15 protein-coding genes are annotated in these 18,616 nt (G+C 39.2%); 9 read left to right on the top strand and 6 right to left on the bottom strand.

Annotated elements, in window-relative coordinates; all coding sequences use genetic code 11:
* Positions 1-75 precede the first annotated feature (75 nt).
* The 8 genes from glgB (at position 76) to apaG (ending at position 11,308) form a co-directional block, all read left to right on the top strand.
* Entirely contained in the window at positions 76-2,022 is a 1,947-nt protein-coding gene (gene glgB, locus BBI00_RS07030) for a 1,4-alpha-glucan branching protein GlgB (RefSeq protein ID WP_065398098.1), read from the top strand.
* A 42-nt stretch (positions 2,023-2,064) separates the two neighbouring features.
* Entirely contained in the window at positions 2,065-3,471 is a 1,407-nt protein-coding gene (locus BBI00_RS07025) for a glycogen synthase (protein WP_065398097.1), read from the top strand.
* Between the two features lies 1 nt (position 3,472).
* A complete protein-coding gene (locus tag BBI00_RS07020; RefSeq protein ID WP_065398096.1) occupies positions 3,473-4,042 on the top strand; it encodes an FEKKY domain-containing protein in 570 nt (189 codons plus the stop codon).
* 17 nt (positions 4,043-4,059) lie between these two features.
* A complete protein-coding gene (locus tag BBI00_RS07015; RefSeq protein ID WP_065398095.1) occupies positions 4,060-5,328 on the top strand; it encodes a glucose-1-phosphate adenylyltransferase in 1,269 nt (422 codons plus the stop codon).
* 237 nt (positions 5,329-5,565) lie between these two features.
* A complete protein-coding gene (locus BBI00_RS07010; protein ID WP_065398094.1) occupies positions 5,566-6,606 on the top strand; it encodes an SRPBCC domain-containing protein in 1,041 nt (346 codons plus the stop codon).
* A gap of 125 nt (positions 6,607-6,731) precedes the next feature.
* Positions 6,732-9,545 carry a 2-oxoglutarate dehydrogenase E1 component gene (locus BBI00_RS07005; protein ID WP_065398093.1) on the top strand — a complete coding sequence of 938 codons (2,814 nt, stop codon included), beginning with the start codon at positions 6,732-6,734 and terminating at the stop codon, positions 9,543-9,545.
* A 39-nt stretch (positions 9,546-9,584) separates the two neighbouring features.
* On the top strand, positions 9,585-10,838 hold the full coding sequence (odhB, locus tag BBI00_RS07000) for a 2-oxoglutarate dehydrogenase complex dihydrolipoyllysine-residue succinyltransferase (RefSeq protein ID WP_065398092.1): 1,254 nt from the start codon (positions 9,585-9,587) through the stop codon (positions 10,836-10,838).
* Positions 10,839-10,918: 80 nt separating this feature from the next.
* A complete protein-coding gene (apaG, locus tag BBI00_RS06995) occupies positions 10,919-11,308 on the top strand; it encodes a Co2+/Mg2+ efflux protein ApaG (RefSeq protein WP_065398091.1) in 390 nt (129 codons plus the stop codon).
* A gap of 3 nt (positions 11,309-11,311) precedes the next feature.
* Here the strand turns inward: apaG and BBI00_RS06990 are convergent, their stop codons facing one another.
* Genes BBI00_RS06990 through BBI00_RS06975 form a run of 4 tightly spaced genes read right to left on the bottom strand, consistent with a single transcriptional unit; the run spans position 11,312 to position 14,539 of the window.
* Entirely contained in the window at positions 11,312-12,046 is a 735-nt protein-coding gene (locus BBI00_RS06990) for a T9SS type A sorting domain-containing protein (RefSeq protein ID WP_065398090.1), read from the bottom strand.
* Positions 12,047-12,062: 16 nt separating this feature from the next.
* Positions 12,063-12,620 carry a 3'-5' exonuclease gene (locus tag BBI00_RS06985; RefSeq protein ID WP_065398089.1) on the bottom strand — a complete coding sequence of 186 codons (558 nt, stop codon included), beginning with the start codon at positions 12,618-12,620 and terminating at the stop codon, positions 12,063-12,065.
* A gap of 47 nt (positions 12,621-12,667) precedes the next feature.
* The gene (locus tag BBI00_RS06980; RefSeq protein ID WP_065398088.1) at positions 12,668-13,648 is read right to left on the bottom strand and encodes a glycosyltransferase family 2 protein; all 981 of its coding nucleotides are present in this window, start codon (positions 13,646-13,648) and stop codon (positions 12,668-12,670) included.
* A 6-nt stretch (positions 13,649-13,654) separates the two neighbouring features.
* Positions 13,655-14,539 carry a lysophospholipid acyltransferase family protein gene (locus BBI00_RS06975; protein WP_065398087.1) on the bottom strand — a complete coding sequence of 295 codons (885 nt, stop codon included), beginning with the start codon at positions 14,537-14,539 and terminating at the stop codon, positions 13,655-13,657.
* Positions 14,540-14,619: 80 nt separating this feature from the next.
* Here BBI00_RS06975 and BBI00_RS06970 point away from each other — a divergent pair, with 80 nt between their 5' ends.
* The gene (locus BBI00_RS06970; RefSeq protein WP_065398086.1) at positions 14,620-15,192 is read left to right on the top strand and encodes a thioredoxin family protein; all 573 of its coding nucleotides are present in this window, start codon (positions 14,620-14,622) and stop codon (positions 15,190-15,192) included.
* A gap of 61 nt (positions 15,193-15,253) precedes the next feature.
* On the opposite strand, the gene BBI00_RS06965 is transcribed toward BBI00_RS06970, so the two are convergent.
* Together BBI00_RS06965 and BBI00_RS06960 are read right to left on the bottom strand one after the other, a co-directional pair.
* On the bottom strand, positions 15,254-16,615 hold the full coding sequence (locus BBI00_RS06965) for an aldehyde dehydrogenase (protein ID WP_065398085.1): 1,362 nt from the start codon (positions 16,613-16,615) through the stop codon (positions 15,254-15,256).
* Between the two features lie 243 nt (positions 16,616-16,858).
* A complete protein-coding gene (locus BBI00_RS06960) occupies positions 16,859-18,421 on the bottom strand; it encodes an MFS transporter (protein ID WP_065398084.1) in 1,563 nt (520 codons plus the stop codon).
* Positions 18,422-18,616: the final 195 nt, after the last annotated feature.

Raw genomic sequence — 18,616 nt, 5'->3', positions numbered from 1 at the left:
ATTTGATGAATAATTAATCGCTGATGTCAGTATTTTTCGTAGTTTCAGGGAAAATATAAATACAAACTGATCTTGATGAATTCTGTTAAAACCTATACGCTTTTCACTGATCATGATGTGTATCTTTTTAAAGAGGGTAGGCATTATAAGCTGTATGGGAAATTTGGAGCACATTCTGCAGAGAAAGATGGCGTGAAAGGAATTTATTTTTCAGTCTGGGCACCCCATGCCAAAAAGGTTTCCGTCATAGGGAATTTCAACAACTGGAATCATAAAGATCATATCCTTTTTCCAAGATGGGATGAATCCGGGATCTGGGAAGGCTTCATTGAAGGGCTTACCTGGGGTACTTTATATAAATATGCCATTGAAACTGCAAGAGGTGAGATTCTTGAAAAAAGTGATCCGTACGCACTGAGCTGGGAGCAGAATAAACAAGCCGCCTCGCTGGTCTCTACAACCTGGTATGAGTGGAACGACAAAGAATGGATGGATAACCGCTGGAAAAACAACAGCCTTCAGGCGCCCCTCTCTGTCTATGAAATGCATCTGGGTTCGTGGGTAAGAGAAGGTAATGCTCCTGACCGATTTCTGAATTACCGTGATATAGCGGGAAAACTGATACCTTATATCATGGAAATGGGCTTTACCCATGTAGAATTCATGCCTGTCATGGAATATCCTTATGATCCAAGCTGGGGATATCAGATTACCGGATTTTATGCCGCAACATCACGGTTTGGCTCACCGCAGGATCTGATGTACCTTATTGATGAACTTCATAAAAACGGGATAGGAGTGATCCTGGATTGGGTTCCTTCCCATTTTCCGGGAGATGCTAATGGACTTCACCGTTTTGACGGATCATACCTTTATGAGCATGAAGATCCCCGGAAAGGCTTTCATCCGGACTGGAAATCATATATTTTCAATTATGGAAGAAATGAAGTGAAATCTTTCCTGATTTCCAATGCTATGTTCTGGCTGGACCGTTATCATGCTGACGGCCTCCGGGTAGATGCGGTAACCTCTATGCTGCATCTGGACTATTCAAGAAATGAAGGGGAGTGGGAACCTAATATATATGGCGGAAATGTAAACCTGGAAGCCAAAACTTTTCTGCAGGAATTCAATACCGCTGTTTATAAGGAGTTTGGGGACAATATTATAACCATTGCGGAAGAAAGTTCAGATTTTCCTATGCTTACCAAACCTGTTCATGAGGGCGGAGTAGGCTTTGGAATGAAATGGATGATGGGCTGGATGCATGATACCCTTGATTATTTTAAAGAAGATTTTGTCAATAGAAAATTTCATCATCATAAGCTTACGTTTGCTTCCATGTATATGTATAATGAAAATTATATGATGCCTTTGTCCCATGATGAAGTCGTACATGGAAAAGCGAGCCTGATCTATAAAATGAAAGGCGATGAATGGCAGAAATTTGCCAACCTTCGTACCTTGTATGTATATATGTATACCCATCCGGGAGCTAAACTGCTTTTTATGGGAGATGAATTCGGGCAGACCGGGGAATGGAATTTTAAACAAAGTCTTGACTGGCACTTACTGAAATATCCAGTCCATAAAGGATTGCAGCAGCTTGTAAAGGATTTGAACCACTTTTACAGAGAAGAACCTGCCTTTTATGAAAACCAGTTTGATAAAAGCGGATTCGAGTGGGTGGAAGCAGATGACCTGGAAAACTCAGTATATGTATACCTGAGGAAAGGAAAAAAAAGAGATGATATTCTGATGGTTGTCCTGAATCTGGCACCTAATGTACTGGATTATAAGATCGGAATTCCGGCAGGAACCCATTGGGAGGTTATTTTCAATTCAGATGATGTGCAGTACAGCGGTAGTGGCGTTACCTCTGAAATACTGGAAGAAAGACACGAAGAATGGAGGGGGCATCATAAATCAATGACGGTGAAACTTCCGCCTCTGGCAGGGATTATTTTGAGACAGAAGAAAGATAAAAAGTATAAATTACACAGAATAAAATTTAAGTCATAGCATACATGCTCTGAATAAAATAATGAAACCAGAAGAGAAATTATGACGATATATCATTTAAGTACAGAATGTTATCCTATTGCAAAAGTAGGAGGGCTGGCAGATGTAGTCGGGGCGCTGCCCAAATATCAGAACAAAATAAAAGGAATAAATGCCAAGGTAGTTATGCCCTGGTACAATAAATCCTTTGTTTATGATCATGAATTTGATCTGGTTTTTGACGGATTCATTCATCAGGGCCCAAATATGCTTCAGGTTCAGGTCATGAAAGAAAAATCAGATGTTCTGGGCTTTGAACTGTATATGGTAAAGATTCCCGGGTTGCTGGACAGGGAGAATCCTTACGGCTATCAGGATGAAAGTTTCCAGTTTCTGGCCTTTCAGCATGGCATTCTGCACTGGATGTGCGCTATGGAGATTCGCCCGGATGTTCTGCACTGTCACGATTATCATACCGGATTGGTACCTTTTATGGTAGAACACTGCCCTGAATTTGAATTCCTGAAAGGTGTGAAGACAGTAGGAACCATTCACAACGGAGAATATCAGGGAATGATGAGCTGGAATATGGCGAATTATATGCCTTCTTTCGACGCTTATAAGTGGGGACTGATGGACTGGAACGGGTTGATGAATCCGCTGGCCAGCATGATCAAATGTTCCCATGCTTTTACCACCGTTTCTGAGGGCTATCTGGAAGAACTTTTTATAAGTTTCCGTGGGCTTGAAAGTCTGGTGCGTCAGGAATTCGGGAAAGCGTACGGAATTATCAACGGAATTGATACTGAAGTCTGGAATCCGGAAACCGATCCGATGCTGGATTTCAACTTTACAATTAAAAATGCCGTTGCCCAGAAGAGAAAGAACAAAGAAAAACTCTGTAAAGAATATGGTCTGAAACCAGAATTGCCTTTATTCGCCTTCATTGGAAGGTTTGCGACGGAAAAAGGAGCGGATCTGCTTCCGGATGTCGTATGGCGAAGTATCAAACAAAGCTACGGCGCTCTGAATATTATGATTCTGGGATCAGGAAATACGTATATTGAGAACAAACTGAAAGAGTATGAGTATACCTACACCAATTTTGCACTGGATCTGGGCTATAAAGAACATCTTTCCCACAAGATCTATGCCTCGGCAGACTTTCTTCTGATGCCGTCCAGAGTAGAACCGTGCGGACTCAACCAAATGTACTCGATGAGATACGGGACAGTTCCCATAGTGAGATATACCGGCGGACTCAGAGATACGGTAGAAGATATTTCGACCGGAGGGGCCGGGGTCAACTTTACCTATGCAGGAGTGGATGATGTTGTACATGCGATGAACAGGGCATTGGGAATCTATAACCAGAAAGGAGTAATGGAAGATCTTATCCACGCAAACATGAATTTTGATTTTGCATGGGAGAAATCTGCAGAAAAATACATAGCTTTATATAATAGCTGATATGGCAAAGATTGCATATCTTTTGATGTTGATGATTGGTCTTGTTTCCTGTAAAATAAAAACGAACAATATTGCAGATGGAATAAAGGAAAATAAAACCGTTAAGGATGCCTCTTATTACACGATTTTGCATTATGGTTATCCAAACACCAACAGGCTTGTACTGATGGAAATGGTTTCTGAAAAATGGAAAATAAAACATGTGGAAGCTACAGGATGTGTCACTGATGTGCAATCGATGAACGCTATAGATCGTAAAAATAAAAAAACATATGCTGCTATCGAAAAGAGATATGGTAAAGACTGGAAGATAAAGTATGAGAAAGACCTTGAGGACGCAGCAGTGAAACAGACCGACATTATGGATGTTTTAATTGTCAACAGGCCTTTTAGAGATCAGATAAAAAAATGTAATATTGAAATTGACGGAGTAGATAAGGATGTCACTCAGCTCGGCAATTCAGAGACCTATGAAGTGATCGTGTACAGCTATGATCAGAACAATAAAAAAATAAACTGCTGTACCCTTCATATAGACACCAAAAATAGAAAAGTAAATTTAATAAAATAAAAAAACGCAAGATATTTATGAATAGAAACGTAATCTCTATTGTATTGGGAGGTGGCAGAGGAACAAGATTATTCCCGTTAACGTATTCCAGGTCAAAGCCGGCTGTACCTATCGCAGGAAAATACAGACTGGTAGATATTCCTATTTCAAACTGCCTGAACTCAGGATTGAACAAGATCCTGGTTTTAACGCAGTTTAACTCCGCATCCCTGAATTCTCATATCAAGAATTCCTATCACTTTGATATTTTCAGCAAAGGCTTTGTTGATATTCTGGCTGCAGAGCAAAATGTAGAAAACGACAGCTGGTATCAGGGGACTGCAGATGCCGTGCGCCAATCGATGAAGCATCTTGAAAAATACGATTATGACTATATCTTAATTCTTTCCGGAGACCAGCTTTATCAGATGGATTTCAGGGAAATGCTTGATTTTCACATCGAAAACGGAGGAGATCTTACCATCGCAACCATTCCCGTAAATGCCAAAGATGCCACCGGCTTTGGAATCCTGAAATCCGATGATGAAGGAAACATTACGTCTTTCTATGAAAAACCGGATTATGATATGCTGGATGGCCTGCAATCTGAAGTTTCAGACGAAAATAAACGTAAAGGAAAAGAATATCTGGCTTCTATGGGAATCTATATCTTCACAAAGACGATCCTTAAAAAGATGTTTGATGAGGGAGCCGGAGACGATTTTGGAAAAGATATCATTCCGAGCTCGATCGGGAAGTACAATATTTTAAGTTATCAGTATGAAGGCTATTGGACGGATATCGGGACGATAGAATCTTTCTACGAAGCGAATCTTGACCTTTGCCTGGATCTTCCGCAATTCAACCTGTTCTCTTCTTCACCTATCTATACAAGAGCAAGGATGCTGCCTCCGTCCAAAATCAACGGTTCTTATGTAAGCAAAGCCGTTTTCGGAGATGGATGTATCATCATGGCAGATAAAATTGAAAATTCGGTAATCGGAAACAGAACAAGAATTGATAAAGGAAGTACCATTGTCAATTCCTATGTAATGGGAGCCGACTTTTATCAGAATACCACAGAAATCGTCATGAATGACAGAGGAGGTCGTCCCAATATGGGCATCGGAAAATACTGTTACATCGAAAAAGCGATCCTTGATAAGAACTGCTATATCGGAGATAACGTGAAAATTATAGGCGGTAAACATATTCCGGATGGTGACTACGGAACCTATTCTGTTCAGGATGGAATTGTAGTGGTGAAAAAAGGAGCTGTACTGGCACCGGGAACGCATATCGGATAGCAGGAAGGAAGCTGGAAGTTACTGAAGGCCAGAGTAGCATCAGAAGTCTTATTAGGTTATGTAAATTTAGGTTTATTGAGTAAGATGAAATGTTTTAAATTATAAAACTTCCAGTGATAGTACCCTCCAGTTTCCCTCATCCCGCTTCCAGCCTTTAACATGGTTAATTATTGTTAAACATACAACAAGAGTGATCAGCATATTGGTCACTTTTTTTATTTGTATTACTTTTGTGCGATGCGGATTTTTAAAATATTAACGGTAATTATTATTCTGTTGGGAGGAGCTTATGCTGCTTCCATGTATTATCTTGTAGATGAAAGCAAGAACTTTACGATCGAAAAAGAGATCGATTATCCTGTGGATAAAGTTTTTGCCCAGTTTAATAACCTGCAGAATTTTACAAGATGGAATAACTTTTTTACCAGTTCGCAGTCTATAGATATCGATTACTACACACCTTATGAAGGACAGGGGAGTTCGATCAGCTATGTAGATCCTAAAAATGATACCGACGGGGAAATGTTCATCAGGTATGAGAACCCCAATAAAACGTTGAAATACCAGCTTTTTGAGGATGAAAATGAAAATCCGACCCTGGTAGATGTTAAATTTAAACCGCTTTCTGCAGAAAAAACCAAAATAACGTGGTATGTACATACTCCGAAACTTTCGGTGTGGAGAAGAGTTGAAAATTTCTGGACAGAAGACCGTTTTGCCGAAAACATCAACAAAAGTATGGTCAATCTTAAAAATTCACTGGGAAATAAGGTGGAAAAAGACAATCAGATGGCAGCCATCAAATATGACAGCCTGATGGTAGAAAATGAAGAAGACAAGCTCCTGCTGGGAATCAATGTAAGCACTTCCAATAAGAAAGATGCTCTTTATAAAAATATTGTGATGAACTATAACAAGGTGTATAATTTTGTCACGATGGACCTTGGAAAAAGAGATGATGAATTCGGATATCCGATCCTGATGACAGATGCAGACAATTACAAAGACAAAGAGGTTTCTTACTTCCTCGGAATTCCGCTTTCCAAGAAAATCGGGGTGTCTGATAATAATTTTAATTTCAGGTCCGTCAATCCGTCTCAAAACTACGTGATGTACTACAAAGGAAGCTATGAAGGCAGAATTAAGGCCATTCAGCAGCTGATTCAGAAAGCCAAAAAAGACGAGATGCGCTTCGGAGACATCCGTCAGACCTTTATAGAACGTCCGATGGAAGGGCAGGCGGTGAACATGAAGCTCTCATTATCAGTGTATAAGTGATTTTTTTTCAGGAATTTTTTTCTTAATTTTTTTTAACGGTTTCAGACTGTTCTAACTCGGTTTTTTTTATTAAATTTGAAGATTAATTCTACAAATAAATTTTAATAAATAGATAAACTGTAATAATGGACAGATTTTCATTCCTAAACGCAGCTCATTCTCAGTTAATTGAGGATTTATACCAACAGTACTTAAAATTCCCGGATTCTTTAGAACCATCATGGAAAGCTTTCTTTCAAGGCTTCGATTTTGCTTTGGAGAACTACGGAGATGACGATAACATTCAATTTATTCAGGCTTCGGCCAGCGCTGCTCCGGCAGTACAACAGATTTCTCAGGCAGTATCAAACGGAGAGGTTCCTGAGCATATCAAAAAAGAATTTAAGGTAGTAAACCTTATTGAAGCTTACAGAACAAGAGGGCACCTGTTTACCAAAACAAACCCGGTTAGAGAAAGAAGACACTATACCCCTACTTTAGACATCGAGAACTTCGGTCTTTCTAAAGAAGATTTAAATACAAAATTCAACTGTGCGGTTGAAACAGGAATGAAAGAGCCTGCTACTTTGGCAGATTTGATCAAGCACCTTGAAAACATCTACTGTGATTCTATCGGGGTAGAATATATGCACATCAACAACGTTGAGGAAAAAGATTTTATCAAAAGATGGCTTCAGGTAAACGAAAACCACCCAAGCCTTTCTGCGAATGAAAAAACAGAGATCTTATTAAAATTAAACCAGGCTGTAGCCTTTGAAAACTATCTTCATACCAAATTTGTAGGGCAGAAAAGATTCTCATTAGAAGGAGGGGAAACATTAATCCCGGCTTTAGACCAGCTGATCTCAAGATCTTCTCAGTTAGGAGTAGATGAAGTAGTATTGGGGATGGCTCACAGAGGTAGACTTAATGTACTGACTAATATTTTCGGTAAATCATACAAGCAGATCTTCTCAGAATTTGAAGGGAAAGAATTTGAAGAAGATGTATTCTCAGGTGACGTTAAATATCACTTAGGATCATCTAAAAAGATTAAAACAGCTTCAGGAGAAGAAGTTTGCATTAACCTTACTCCAAACCCGTCTCACCTTGAGACCGTTGCTGCTTTGGTAGAAGGTATCTGCCGTGCAAAAGTAGACGATAAATACAAAGATTACTCTAAAGTATTGCCTATCATCATCCATGGTGACGGTGCTATTGCAGGACAGGGTATTGCTTATGAAGTCGCTCAGATGATGACTCTTGAAGGGTACAGAACAGGAGGTACGGTGCATATCGTTGTCAACAACCAGGTTTCGTTTACCACCAATTATATGGATGCCAGATCTTCAACATACTGTACAGACATTGCAAAAGTTACAGAATCTCCTGTAATGCACGTAAATGCTGACGATGCTGAAGCGGTAGTTCATGCGATCCACTTTGCGGCTGACTTCAGAGCGAAGTTTGGAAAAGACGTTTACATCGACCTTTTAGGATACAGAAAATACGGTCACAACGAAGGGGATGAGCCGAGATTTACTCAGCCTAACCTGTACAAAACCATTTCAAAACACCCGAATCCAAGAGAAATTTATAAAGATAAATTACTGAAGGACAGCGTTACTTCCAATGATGTCATTGCAAAAATGGAAACGGAATTCAAAGCACTTTTAGATAAAGACTTTGATGCGTCTAAAGAAATTGAGAAAAACGTAATGGATGTGTTCATGGCTGAAGATTGGGTAAACTATCCGATTGGTAAGAGAGGAGCAGTTCAGTTACCGGTAGATACAAAATATGATCTGGCTAAACTGAAGGAGCTGGCAATTAAAATGTCAACACTTCCTGCCGATAAAAAGTTCATCAACAAGATTACAAGACTTTTCGATAACCGTATCAAAGCTATTGAAGCCAATTCATTAGACTGGGCGTTAGGAGAATGGCTGGCCTATGCTACGCTTCTTGTAGAAGGACACAACGTAAGAATTTCCGGAGAAGATGTGGAAAGAGGTACTTTCTCTCACAGACATGCGGTAGTAAAAACAGAAGATACAGAAGAAGAGTATATCCCGTTAAGACATGTTTCAGAAAACAGATTTGATGTATACAACTCTCACCTTTCAGAATATGGGGTGCTAGGTTTTGACTACGGATATGCAATGGCTTCTCCAAATACATTAACGATCTGGGAAGCTCAGTTCGGAGATTTCGTAAACGGTGCACAGATCATCGTTGACCAGTACTTAGCTGCTGCAGAAGAAAAATGGAAAATTCAGGACGGATTGGTAATGCTGTTGCCTCACGGTTCAGAAGGACAGGGTGCTGAGCACTCTTCAGCAAGACTGGAGAGATTTTTAACACTTTGTGCGAATGAAAACATGGTGGTAGCCAATATTACTTCACCTGCCAACTACTTCCACTTATTGAGAAGACAGTTGAAGTGGGCGTTCAGAAAACCATTGATCGTAATGAGCCCTAAATCTCTGTTGAGACACCCTAAAGTAGTTTCTCCGCTTGAAGATTTCGCTACAGGTTCATTCCAGCCAATCCTGGACGATCCTACTGCAGATCCTAAAAAAGTAGAAAAATTAGTTCTTTGTTCAGGTAAACTTTACTTTGAATTATTGGCGAAGAAAGAAGAACTTAACTGTGAAAATATTGCATTGGTAAGATTCGAACAGTTATATCCGCTTCAGACAGATGCTGTTGAAGCCATCTTCAACAAATATGAAAACAGAAAACAATTGGTTTGGGCTCAGGAAGAACCTGAAAACATGGGAGCCTGGTCTTATATCCTGAGAAACTTCAGAGATACAGGAATCCAGGTGGTAGCTCCGGTACCAAGCGGTGCACCAGCTCCGGGTAGCCACAAAATGTTTGAGAAAAACCAGAATGCAGTGATCAACAGAGTATTCGACAGAGATGATGCTCCTGCAAAAAGACCAGTAACAGCTTAATTAAAATAATAATCAATTAAAAAATAAAAAATACTCGATATGTCAGTTTTAGAAATGAAAGTTCCTTCACCGGGCGAATCAATTACAGAAGTTGAAATTGCAACTTGGCTTGTAAAAGATGGTGATTATGTAGAAAAAGATCAACCTATCGCTGAAGTAGACTCAGACAAAGCAACTCTTGAATTGCCGGCAGAACAAAGTGGTGTGATCACTTTGAAAGCAGAAGAAGGTGATGTGGTACAGGTAGGTCAGGTAGTTTGTTTAATTGATATGGATGCTGCAAAACCAGAAGGTGCTGCACCTGCTGCTGAAGCTCCAAAACAGGAAGAGGCTCCGAAAGCTGCTGAACCTGCTAAACAGGAAGCTCCAAAACCAGCTGCTCCGGCTGCTGCTCCACAAACTTATGCTACAGGAGCTCCGTCTCCGGCTGCTAAGAAAATCCTTGACGAAAAAGGAATGGATGCTGCTCAGGTTTCAGGAACAGGAAGAGACGGAAGAATCACTAAAACTGATGCTGAATTGGCTGCAGTTCCTGCATTAGGAGGAAATCCGCTTACAGCAACAGGTTCAAGATCTACAACAACAACCAAGCTTTCAGTTTTAAGAAGAAAAATCGCTCAGAGATTAGTTTCTGTGAAGAATGAAACAGCGATGTTAACAACTTTCAACGAAGTTGACATGTCTGAAATCTTCAGATTAAGAAAGCAATATAAAGAGGAATTTGCTCAGAAACACGGAGTAGGACTTGGTTTCATGTCTTTCTTTACGAAAGCGGTAACAAGAGCATTACAAATGTATCCGGATGTAAATGCATCCATCGACGGAGACTTCAAAGTAAACTATGACTTCTGCGATATTTCAATTGCAGTTTCCGGTCCTAAAGGATTAATGGTGCCTGTATTGAGAAATGCAGAAAACATGTCTTTCAGTGCTATTGAAGCCAACATCAAGGATCTTGCTACAAAAGTAAGAGACGGTAAAATTACTGTTGACGAAATGACGGGTGGTACTTTCACGATTACAAACGGTGGTACTTTCGGATCTATGATGTCTACACCAATTATCAACCCTCCGCAATCTGCAATCCTTGGAATGCACAATATTATCCAGAGACCGGTTGCTGTTGACGGACAGGTTGTAATCAGACCAATGATGTACGTTGCCATGTCTTATGACCACAGAATTATCGACGGAAAAGAGTCTGTAGGATTCCTTGTAGCGGTAAAAGAAGGTATCGACAATCCTGTTGAAATTTTAATGGGAGGTGACGAAAGAAAAGGCCTTGGATTATAATTTTAATAAAATTATAATATAAATATACAATCTCGCCTTAAAAAAGGCGAGATTTTTGTATCTATTAAGAAAATACTACAATGATGTTTTCAAAAATGACTTCCAATATCAAAGTTTCAGTAATACCTGAATATGATAGTAAAAACAGTTATCCATCCGAAAACCGTTATGTTTTTAAATACAATATAACCATAGAAAATGACGGAAGTTTTCCTATTAAAGTCTTGAAAAGAAAATGGCTCATCTTCGATGTAGGATTCGGATATACAGAGATTATAGGTGACGGCGTAATAGGCCTGACCCCTGAAATAGGAACCGGCGAAAATTTCGCTTATTTCTCTAATGTAATGCTCCGTTCCGGTGTAGGAAACATGAGCGGAAAATACCTGGTTAAAAACCTTGAAACACAGGAAACCTTCGAGATTGATATCCCGAAATTCAACCTGCTGTCTGAAGTTTTAAGTAACTGAGAATTATTCCTTAATTAATTTATGTCTGCTAATACCACTTTGAGATTTTACTTCCATAAAGTAGCCCCCTTTTAGCAGGTTAGAGACATTAATTTTAGCATCTGAATAATGATCCTGAAGAATTAATTTTCCTTCTGCATTATATATTTTTATCCATTCAACCCGGTCTGCATTTTTAAGATAAACGAAACCTTCTTTTACAGGGGTAGGATAAATGCTTACCTTTTGGCTGTTCTGACCGCCCTGAAATTCTTTTGTCCCCAGTGTCTCATATTGATAAACAGCCTGTTCTCCAAAAACATCCGTAAGCGTAAGGGTTTTTACTCCCCCGCTATAGGTAATCTCATACGTGTAATCAAAATAATTCTTGGAAAAATAGCCGATATACTGATTGTAAAAAGCAACGTTTTCAGGAAGTGTGCAGTTATTCATATTCCCCATACCTTTACTCCAGAAACTGAAACTGTTGGCCGTTATTCCGGAATCATATATAATAGCCCAGATGGTATTCCCACAGATAATATTTTTCATCTCCGTAATAGAACCGGGAGGTGGCGGGCTGTTGAAATGCGGAGAAAAAGTCAAAACAGGAGTTCCTATTTCGCTGTTTTGTGGAAGATGATAGGTGATGTTATTTCTGATCACTTTTTTCAGATACCAGTCTGTATTATGAAGAGGAGTCTGTGCATGCACAGAAATACCGGCGATTGCGGTAATGCATAGTAAAAGTTTTTTCATGGTTTTTGTTTTAAAGTTACAGCTTTTTGATGTATTTCTTTAAAACAGAGTCATTTATTTCTTCATTTCTGGTGATGAAAAGTTTCTCAAAAGCCAGTAAAGATATTTTTGCGCAGACTTCTGCATCAGCACCCGCCCTGTGATGGTTGAACTGGATCTGATGGTAGTCAGCCAATGGCTTTAATCCATATTTGGGCAGATAGTTCCATGATTTTTTTGCGAGCTGTATACTGCACAGATAGTTGATATTAGGAGCAAACATTCCGTAATGCTCAAAGCAGCCTCTCAGAACGGAAGCATCAAATCCTGCATTGTGGGCAATCATTAAGCTGCCATACATCATATCCTGGGCTTCATACCAGATCTCGTCGAAAGTGGGAGCGTCCTGCACATCTTCAGGCTGTATTCCATGTACCGCAATATTAAATTTACTGAAGTAAGGGAAGCTTGGCGGTTTGATCAGCCATGTTTTAGTCTCTACAATTTTAGAATCCTGTACTACACAAATTCCCATCTCACACGCAGAACTTTTCTCGTGAGTTGCCGTTTCAAAATCTATTGCGCAGAAATCCATTGTTTAACGTTTGAAATTTGAAATTTGAGATTTGAAATTGAAGTTATCTATTTGCTTCCACCTAAAAAGTGTTTAAATATCAGCCATTTTGATTGATAGTAATCTTTTTTCTGGTGTTTCTGTCGAAGTTTCCATGTTCCCGGAGCCTGTCCGTAAAAGCCGAAATGAGCTCTTACGACTGCCCAGAGGTGGGGCAAACCTAGTTTTATCCCGAAATAAATTCCGGCTGCACCATCAAGGCAGAGTCTGATAGCGATCACCCAGATTACTTTAGGAAAAGGAAGGTTCTTAAGCACCATCGAAAGATTATTGCGGATGTTTAAATAGGTTTTCTGTGCACTTTGCTTGTTCAGTGTTCCACCACCTACATGATAAACCTTTGATTTTCCGGTGTAAAAAACTTTTTTTCCTGAATTGATGAGCCTCCAGCATAGATCGATTTCTTCCTGATGGGCAAAAAACCTTGCATCAAAACCCTTCTGTTCCCAGAAATCTTTAGAACGGATAAAAAGACAGCATCCTGATGCCCAGAATATTTCTGCTTCGTCATCATATTGTCCCTTGTCTTCCTCCAGATGATCAAAAATCCTTCCCCTGCAGTATGGATAACCCAGATTATCAATCAGTCCTCCGGCAGCGCCGGCAAATTCAAAATAGTTTTTATTGGTATAAGATAAAACTTTAGGCTGAATTGCTGAAATTGACTTATCCTTCCCGAAAAGCTCCAATATAGGATCTGTCCAGTTGGCAGTAACTTCTACATCAGAATTGAGAAGGCAGTAATATTCGTGGGGAATTTCTTTCAGCCCTTCATTATATCCGCCTGCAAATCCGTAATTGTCATTATTTCTTATCACTTTTACAGTCGGAAAATTAGCATTCAGGAATGCTACTGAATCATCCGTAGAAAGATTGTCGATAACATAAATATCCGCATTTTGAGAAAATTGAACTACACCCGGAAGAAATTTCTCAAGCCAGTTTTTCCCATTCCAGTTTAAGATGGCAATGGCCAGTTTTTTCTGCATGTAAATCTATTTTTTGTCAGAATCAAAATTTTTGATCGAATCCTGATATTTCCATTTTCTGTGTGACCAAAGATAATTGTCAGGGTGCTTGTGTAATGTGTTTTCCAACAGCTTATGGAATTTTCTTACCACTTCATTTTCCACAAACTTTTCACCGTCAGGATATATTCTGTGATAGTTGACCTGATAATAACCCCGTTTTACTTTTTTCATTTCGCAATAGATGAAAACAAGGTCCATTCTTGTGGCCAGTTTATCATACCCTATAAAAGCCGGTGTCCGCTGATTCAAGAACTCTAATCCGTAGGTGACATGAGCAAAATGAGGGGTCTGGTCTGCTACAAACATATAGGCAGAGTCACCATTGTTTTTAGAACGGAAAATATTCAGAATTACTTCATTGGCTTCCAGTGCTTCATTCCCAAACTTATTTCTGACCTTTTTCATCTGGTTTTCCCAGAAATCATTATTAACCTTTCTGTAGACAGGATGACAGTGAGCCTGAGGAATAATTCTTGCCAGCGCATTGATCCATTCCCAGTTGAAAACGTGTCCCGCAAGTAAGATGATGTTTTTTCCTTCCTCTTTCGCTTCGTGAAACAGGTGTTGGTTGATGTGCTGCATTCTCACTCTGGATTCTGTCTCAGAAATACTGAAAGACTTGATGGTTTCAACCAGATAATCGGAAAAATTGAGATAGAATTTTTTTCTGATTTCTTTGATTTCTTCCTCAGACTTACCAGGAAAGGAATTTTTCAGGTTTTGAGTGATGACCTCTTTTCTGTACCCTACAAAATAATAGTTTAAGAAAAAGATAACATCCGAAAAAATGTATAATATTTTCAGCGGAAGCTTGGAGATCAGATATAATATTTTGATTAGAAAATTCATAAAACACGCAAATTTAGTGATAATAAAATTATGGTTCTATTTTTGCAGAGGGATAAATATTATTTTTTTACTTTTATGTTATGAAAAAATTAACAATTATAGCTTTTCTTGGATTGGGTGTATTAGGTTTTTCACAAACTACCAATATACCACAGGAAACAAAAATGCCGGATAATACGCTGCTGGTAAAAACTGATCAGACAGAGCTTGAAGCGAAGAAAAAGTCTGCGGAAGAAAAGGCAAAACTTCCAAAGCCTTACGATCCTAAAGCAGATGCTCAGAAAGATATCAGTAAAGTAATTGCCCAGGCTAAGAAAGAAGGCAAAAATATCATGATACAGGCTGGTGGAAACTGGTGTATCTGGTGTCTGCGTTTCAATAATTTTGTACAGACGACTCCTGAACTGAAGGAACTGGTAGACAAAAACTATGTATACTACCACATGAACTATTCTCCGGATAATAAAAATGAAAAGGCTTTTTCCAAATATGTTGATATTAAAGAGAAGCAGGGGTATCCGTTTTTCATTGTTTTAGACAAAAACGGAAAAGTTCTTCATATCCTGAAAGACAGTTCAGTGCTTGAAGAAGGCAAAGGATACGGGTTGCAAAAAGTAAAAGATTTCTTTACCACCTGGTCTCCTAAAGGATAAAAATAAAAGGTTGTTTCCCATAGAAGCAACCTTTTTTATTGTCTTTAAAAATCTGCAGAAGCTATAAAAGTTTTTTGATCCAGCTTAGTTTTTTCTCAGAATACGGTGGATATTTAATATTGGGTTCGCCCCAGGTTACCCGTTCGAGAACAGCTTTCTGATGGGTAAAAGCTTCAAAACCAAATTTTCCGTGATAACTGCCAATGCCGGAATTTCCCACACCACCAAACGGAAGATGATCATTGCTCAGATGCATCACCGTATCATTGATGCAGCCACCCCCGAAAGAAAGTTTTCGGGTAAATGCTTCTTTTTCTTCTGAATTATGGGTGAAGAGATAAGCCGCAAGCGGTTTTTCAAGCTCTAAAATATCGTTTAATGCAGCATTATAATTTTTAAAACCAATGACAGGCAGGAGAGGTCCAAAAATTTCTTCCTGCATGATCTCATCTTGCCATCCGATATAATGAAGAATCGTAGGCTCAATGTAAAGCTGCTGCACATTGAAATTCCCTCCGAAATAGAGTTTTTCCTTATCAATCAGCCGGGTAAGTCTCTCAAAATTTTTAAGATTGATGATTCTTGTATACTGTTCTGAATCCGGTGTGTACTGAAATTCTTTAATGTATTTCCTCAGCATTTCCAGAAACTGTTCCTGAACGGTTTCTTCCACCAATAGGTAATCAGGCGCCACACAGGTTTGTCCTGCATTCAGGAACTTGCCCCACACTATTCTTTTGGCTGCAATGTCCAGATTGGCATCTTTGGTAACAATAGCGGGAGATTTTCCACCCAGCTCAAGGACAACAGGGGTAAGATGCTCTGCAGCTGCTTTGTAAACTATTTTTCCTACCCTTGTACTGCCGGTAAAGAATATTTTGTCAAATTTCAGTTTTAAAAGTTTTGTGGTTTCTTCAACACCACCTTCATATACGTACAGATATTCCGCCGGGAAGTTTTCATTGATGATCTGAGCCATAGCCTTCATGGTATTTTCCGCAATTTCACTGGGTTTCAGAATACAGCAGTTGCCTGCAGCCATGGCAGCAATAACAGGAGATAATGACAGCTGATAAGGATAGTTCCAGGCTCCGATAACCAGGATACAGCCCAACGGATCAGCATAAATCCTGCTGTTTCCGAGCTGATTGGCAAGATTGGTGCTTACTTTTTCAGGTCTGGTAAGTGATTTTAAGTTTTTCAGATAATAATCAATATCCTTCAGTACAAAAGAAAGCTCTGTAGTGAATGTATCAAACCTGGATTTGCCAAAATCTTTGTAGATGGCTTCATACAGCATATTTTCATTGGATACAATCAGATTTTTCAATTTTTCAAGATACATTTTCCGGAATGCCGGACTTTTGGTCTGATGTGTTGCAAAAAAATCTCTCTGGCTCTGTAAAATTCTTTCAATTTCCATATGAAGGCTTTTCTGTTAAACGTAAGTGACTACTATGATATTGTAACGGAAAACAAGCAACAATAAGCCGGCCAAAGTGGTTGGTGGCCGTTTAAAGAAGGCAAGAGTATTTAAGTAAAAAACCGGAATGGATGGATTAAATTATCAGTTAAATTGACCTCGCTCATTATTGAATTCTTCAGTAACTTCGTTCTTCCAGCTTTCTACCTTCTTTCTTTCTTTCTTTCTTTCTTTCTTTCATCGCTACATAATATTCCTCACCGCTATTTTTACCGGATGATAGAGGAGTAATAGAAGCGCAGTTAAGAATGCCAGCCAGAATAAACCTGTGAAAATTTCCATATTGGAAAGCAGGATGGCCTGCGCTGTTATCTTGGTTTTAAAAGCTCCGGCTGTCAATGACAGAGATTCATTCACCGGCAGCTTTGAAAGATGAGCCCCGAAAAGCTGATTCCACTGGTTATAGAAAACAGGATTCGTATCTGTAAGGTTAAAGCTCAGCGTGTCCGAATGTTTTAAGGTTAAAAAGAGCATCAGGTTCTGCATTAAGGCATATCCGATTGCAGTGGTCCAGAAACGGGTAGTTGTTCCTAAAGCTGTGGCGTTCGCAACATATTCTTCGGGCATTCCTGAAATTAAGAAAAAAACCAGCGGAGTAAATAATAATCCCTGCGCTACCCCCTGAAGGAATAAAGGCGGGCATATGGTAGAAAGAGTAGTGTCCGGATAAAATGTATAGGTAAACCAGGCACAGTCTACGGCCAGCAACAGAAATCCCGTAAAGAAAACAATTCTTGAAGAAATACCTTTTACCAGACAGATCCCTGACAGAAATACTCCCAGCAGCGTTCCGCCAACATTCCAGTACTGGATATTCACAATATAATCCCATGGCCACTTCCATACCGTTGCCATAATGCTGTATACATTATTCAGCCCGGACCTTATCAGATAGAAAATAAAGAAAAGGATCATTCCTGCAATTACATTTTTTGAACTGAAAACTTCAAAATGGAACAAAGGTCGTTTTGAATTTCGCTGTTTAAGCATAAACAGGCCTCCGGAGATCAGGAATATAAACAGACACATGATAATGGTATCTGACTCAAACCACATAAGTCTTTTGCCGTAAATAACTGCATATCCACCTGCCTGTAAACAGACCCAAAGGAGGAACCAGCTGGTAATATCCAATTGATATAAAGGTTTTTTAGGGAAGAACCTGTTTTTATTAAAGATCGTAATCCCGATGATCAGTACAAATACATGAAAGTAAATCATCATCAGGACCATATGTCGGAAATCATAATTTTCTATGCTTGATTTTAATAAAGAAGTTGTCACGGTACCCCCTGTCAGCATTATGGCATACATTAAAAGATAAGAAAAAACTTTAGCGTGTTTTGTTTTCAGTTCGGCGACAATCAGCGGAAGGAAAATAGCTCCCTCAAGCAGTCCGAAAATCCCTTCCAGAAACCGGATCACTAAAATCACATGGTAGTCATTGGTGACCGATAATACGTAGAGAATGATCACTGAAACAGAGGACATCAGCAGGACATAATATTTCACACTGAAATAGGCCATAAACCGCTGTAAGACTAAAAGGGTAACCACAAATGTCCCATACATCAAAATCATTAAGTATTGGATGTCGTCTGAATCTACATCCATAAAAGAAGATGTGAAGGCACTGTTGGAATGTAACAGTGACAACAGCATCAGATGGGGAAACAATGCCAGGGTAAGAAGCGGCAGTTTCAGCCATTGTGGTACCCATTGATGATAAACTGTATTGTGTTGCATGTTCTTTAAAAGGTGGAAAAGGATTGTCATCTGATAAACCCGATGGGGTGGACTGTTTTCCTTAGTTATGATGATTATAGAAGCCTTTTCGGCTTAAAAAATGCGAAAAGACAAAAGGGCAAAGGTGTAAAAAAAGAGTAAAAAGATAAAATGGCAAATATGCTTTAAGAAAAAATTTGCAGATTCGCTATTTTG

The sequence above is a fragment of the Chryseobacterium arthrosphaerae genome (assembly GCF_001684965.1).
Taxonomy (GTDB): domain Bacteria; phylum Bacteroidota; class Bacteroidia; order Flavobacteriales; family Weeksellaceae; genus Chryseobacterium; species Chryseobacterium arthrosphaerae.
The sequence above is the reverse complement of the archived record's forward strand: the minus strand, read 5'-3'. Positions and strand labels throughout refer to the sequence as shown.

Bases quoted from the DNA above. Each gene is read 5' to 3' on its own strand.
- BBI00_RS07005 (WP_065398093.1), top strand. From the start codon at position 6,732: ATGGACAGATTTTCATTCCTAAACGCAGCTCATTCTCAGTTAATTGAG.
- BBI00_RS06965 (WP_065398085.1), bottom strand. From the start codon at position 16,615: ATGGAAATTGAAAGAATTTTACAGAGCCAGAGAGATTTTTTTGCAACA.
- apaG (WP_065398091.1), top strand. From the start codon at position 10,919: ATGATGTTTTCAAAAATGACTTCCAATATCAAAGTTTCAGTAATACCT.
- BBI00_RS07015 (WP_065398095.1), top strand. From the start codon at position 4,060: ATGAATAGAAACGTAATCTCTATTGTATTGGGAGGTGGCAGAGGAACA.
- BBI00_RS06980 (WP_065398088.1), bottom strand. From the start codon at position 13,648: ATGCAGAAAAAACTGGCCATTGCCATCTTAAACTGGAATGGGAAAAAC.
- BBI00_RS07010 (WP_065398094.1), top strand. From the start codon at position 5,566: ATGCGGATTTTTAAAATATTAACGGTAATTATTATTCTGTTGGGAGGA.
- BBI00_RS07020 (WP_065398096.1), top strand. From the start codon at position 3,473: ATGGCAAAGATTGCATATCTTTTGATGTTGATGATTGGTCTTGTTTCC.
- BBI00_RS06975 (WP_065398087.1), bottom strand. From the start codon at position 14,539: ATGAATTTTCTAATCAAAATATTATATCTGATCTCCAAGCTTCCGCTG.
- BBI00_RS06985 (WP_065398089.1), bottom strand. From the start codon at position 12,620: ATGGATTTCTGCGCAATAGATTTTGAAACGGCAACTCACGAGAAAAGT.
- odhB (WP_065398092.1), top strand. From the start codon at position 9,585: ATGTCAGTTTTAGAAATGAAAGTTCCTTCACCGGGCGAATCAATTACA.
- BBI00_RS06970 (WP_065398086.1), top strand. From the start codon at position 14,620: ATGAAAAAATTAACAATTATAGCTTTTCTTGGATTGGGTGTATTAGGT.
- BBI00_RS06990 (WP_065398090.1), bottom strand. From the start codon at position 12,046: ATGAAAAAACTTTTACTATGCATTACCGCAATCGCCGGTATTTCTGTG.
- BBI00_RS06960 (WP_065398084.1), bottom strand. From the start codon at position 18,421: ATGCAACACAATACAGTTTATCATCAATGGGTACCACAATGGCTGAAA.
- glgB (WP_065398098.1), top strand. From the start codon at position 76: ATGAATTCTGTTAAAACCTATACGCTTTTCACTGATCATGATGTGTAT.
- BBI00_RS07025 (WP_065398097.1), top strand. From the start codon at position 2,065: ATGACGATATATCATTTAAGTACAGAATGTTATCCTATTGCAAAAGTA.